This is a genomic window from Thermogemmatispora sp., from assembly GCF_019683755.1.
GTDB lineage: Bacteria > Chloroflexota > Ktedonobacteria > Ktedonobacterales > Ktedonobacteraceae > Thermogemmatispora.
In genome coordinates, this window is record NZ_JADGHT010000456.1 from 1 (window position 1) to 3,048 (window position 3,048).

General features: G+C 56.4%; 3 protein-coding genes. 2 read left to right on the forward strand and 1 reads right to left on the reverse strand.

Annotation, left to right across the window (positions count from 1 at the left end; all coding sequences use genetic code 11):
- Positions 1-424: FAD-dependent oxidoreductase (locus IRZ24_RS18685; protein WP_297167740.1), on the reverse strand; the 424-nt coding region annotated here is incomplete at its 3' end.
- Positions 425-608: 184 nt separating this feature from the next.
- On the opposite strand from IRZ24_RS18685, the gene IRZ24_RS18690 reads away from it, so the two are divergent.
- Entirely contained in the window at positions 609-1,088 is a 480-nt protein-coding gene (locus tag IRZ24_RS18690; protein ID WP_297167743.1) for a MarR family transcriptional regulator, read from the forward strand.
- 152 nt (positions 1,089-1,240) lie between these two features.
- A complete protein-coding gene (locus tag IRZ24_RS18695; RefSeq protein ID WP_297167745.1) occupies positions 1,241-2,761 on the forward strand; it encodes an MFS transporter in 1,521 nt (506 codons plus the stop codon).
- Positions 2,762-3,048: the final 287 nt, after the last annotated feature.

The window sequence follows — 3,048 nt, forward strand, 5'->3', positions numbered from 1 at the left end:
CTATAATAGTCTTCGTGTCATCCAGGGTGACAAAGTTGTAAATGTGCTTCGTGCCGGCTGCCCCCGGCACCTGCAGCGGTTTAGCCCACCCCCCGCTTGCAATCAGCAGCGCATCGTAGGGGAAATGCTGCCCGCTCTCAGTCACAACAACCCGCTCGTCTGTGTTGACCGCTGTTACCAGAGTCTCGGTCAACAGACAGATTCGGCGTTGCTCATGCCAGGCAAAATCACGAATCATTACCTTTTGCTCGGGCAGCACTCCCTGCAGAAAACGCGGTAATGAGACACGGTTATAGAGAGGATAGGGCTCGTTCGTAATCAGATGGATGCTGCAGTTCGGATCAAGCTTGCGGAGGGTCTCGGCGGCTGTTGTGCCAGCGATCCCGTTTCCAATGATCACGTACCGTTTGTCGTGCGTTGCCAAATGCCGTTCTCCTTGCCTGCGATGGTTTTCCTGGTCTCTGTATCATGGGCGATTCTAGCATAGTTGAGGCAAAATTGCTACTGGACTCCGCCGTCAGCTCTGCTGTAATCGCCCTCTTCCCTTTACTTGCCTCGCTAGTTTGCCTATCATATAATTAGACTGTCAAAATAAGTAAGGAGCGATCATGCGACCGGATTCGCTGGATGATAGCGCAGCGTTGGCAATGGAGCTGCTGGATATCGTTCCCAAGGTGCTGCGCCAGATGCACGCTGATGCGCTCAACTCTGAGGTTCTGGCTGAGCCTGATCGCGAGGATCTCTCTGAGATCCGTACGACCAGTGGTCAGTTGAGCCTGCTGCGCATTCTCATTGAGCGCAAGTGCTGCATGATGCAGGAGTTGGCCCGCCAGCTCGGGGTGACGCCCTCAACGGTGACGGCAATGGTGAAACGCTTGCAGGCTCAGGGTTACCTTGAACGGAGCCGCGATGAGGCCGACTGGCGCACCGTCTGGGTGAAGCCAACGGCGCGCGCCCAACGCCTGGTTCAACTCTATGACCGTGGCCGCTTGGCCTCTCTAGAGCGCCGCCTGGCTCGCCTGAGTGAGGCTGAGCGCGAACACCTTGTCGCTGCGCTTCCCGCCCTGCGCCGCCTCATCGAGGGGTAATGAGGGGTGTGTTGGCGATACGCTGCTATAAGCTCCTGTTCACCCCGCTCTGTTTCCTGCCCTTTCGCTTTTTGCGAGTCGTTCCCCCACCTTTGCTTATCCCTTTCTAGTGACAGACACTTTACCAGAAAAGGAGAGAGAAAGGTTTTAGTATGCATGCTTCCTCGGAGTCTTCTTCGACGCCTTTGACGCAAGAGATGCCTTTTGCTCACGAGCAGGTCTCGGCTCCCTTCGAGACGGAGGCTGCGGGCGGCGATAATGGCTATCGCTGGACAGCTCTATCGGTGACCACAGTAGGGGCGTTGCTGGCTTCCATTCAAGGTTCAGCTCTGCTGATCGCTTTGCCCGCAATTTTGGTGGAGCTACAGGCCTCCTTCTTTACGATTATGTGGACACTGATGGGGTACCTGTTGGTGCTGACGGTTCTGACTCCTATCGTTGGCCGTCTGGCTGATATTTGGGGCCGCAAACGCCTCTACAATAGTGGCTTTTTGCTGTTTGCTCTCGGTTCGTTGGTCGCAGGTTTAGCTCAGCCGGTCTTTCATGGCGCTGATTTGGTGGCAGGACGTCTGATCCAGGGAATTGGGGCCGCCCTGCTGATGACTAATAGCACGGCGATTGTGACCGATGCCTTTCGCAAGGGTGAGGTTGGCCTCGGCCTGGGCATCAATCAGATCGCTGGCGCCGCGGGCTTCTTAATTGGTCCCATTATCGGGGGCTTGCTGACTGAGTGGTCTTGGCGCTGGGTCTTTCTTTTTAATGTCCCTCTGGCCACCTTCGGCACGCTCTGGGGCATCTGGCGCTTGCGCGAGCCAGTGCGCCCGGCTCGTCAGACACCCATTGACTGGCTTGGCGGCCTGACGCTGGCGGTGGGCCTCTTCGGCACTTTGCTGGCACTGACGATGGTGGCTTTTCCGCTGCTGGGTGAGTCAGCTACTATGGTTATTCTGGCGATGGGATTGGTGAGCCTGCTTCTGTTTGTGCTAATTGAGCCACGCAGTCAAGCCCCTATCCTGCAGATCCAGCTCTTCCGCGAGCGCCTCTTTGCTATGGCTAGCTTGAGCGGCCTGCTGAATGGGATCGCTCGCGGAGCGGTGCTTTTCTTGTTGATCTTCTTTCTTCAGGGACCCTATGGGCAAGATCCCCTCACTGCCGGATTGATGCTCGCTCCCTTCGGGGCAGCCTTTATGATCATCGGCCCGCTGAGTGGCCGGCTCTCGGACTATATTGGGTCCCGTATCTTGACACCGATCGGCTTGGCCGTTTCAGCTCTTGGCCTGCTGGGTCTGACAACGATTACACCCACGACGCCTTTTTGGCTGCTTTCTCTGTACATGGCTTTGATGGGCGGGGGTTCCGGTTTCTTTGTCTCACCTAATACGAATGCAATTATGAGCGCGGTTCCCCCCCAGCAGCGCGGCGCCGCTGCTGGGTTGCTGGGCATGCTCAATAATACCGGCCAGATGCTCAGTATCGCGATTGTCTTTCCTCTGGCCCTGAAGGGGGTGCCAATGGGCGCTGTGATGCAAGTCTTTGTCTATGGCGGCGGTATGGGCCAATTCCCTTCAGCCCTGGCTACCTTTATGCACGGCTTACATGCAGCTTTTTTGGTGTCGTTCGCTCTGAGCCTGGCCGCGATGCTGGTGGCCGCTTTACGCCCTTCACATCGGTAAATATGTATTCATTGAGGCCTTAGCGGTGGCTGACAACTGGTTGAGTAGGGTCTTTCTTTTGTGCTCTCAGTCGGTATCTCTCTTCTGGCTGGCCCTGCCTAACCCTGCCCTCTCTCTCTGCCGACTACAGACAGGACTCTCAGGAAGCTGCTACCAGCCAGTTGCTCAGCCTTCTCTCTGTTTTTCACCTCCCTCTCTTGCGCCTGCTTGCTGCTACCATGCCTTCGCTTCCCTCGCATAGCAGACCATCCTCTCTTGACAAGAGCCTGTTCCTGCGTCTACAATAA

What these genes read in the sequence shown, in the direction of transcription:
- IRZ24_RS18690 (WP_297167743.1), top strand. Translation starts at nt 609, where the DNA reads ATGCGACCGGATTCGCTGGATGATAGCGCAGCGTTGGCAATGGAGCTG.
- IRZ24_RS18695 (WP_297167745.1), top strand. Translation starts at nt 1,241, where the DNA reads ATGCATGCTTCCTCGGAGTCTTCTTCGACGCCTTTGACGCAAGAGATG.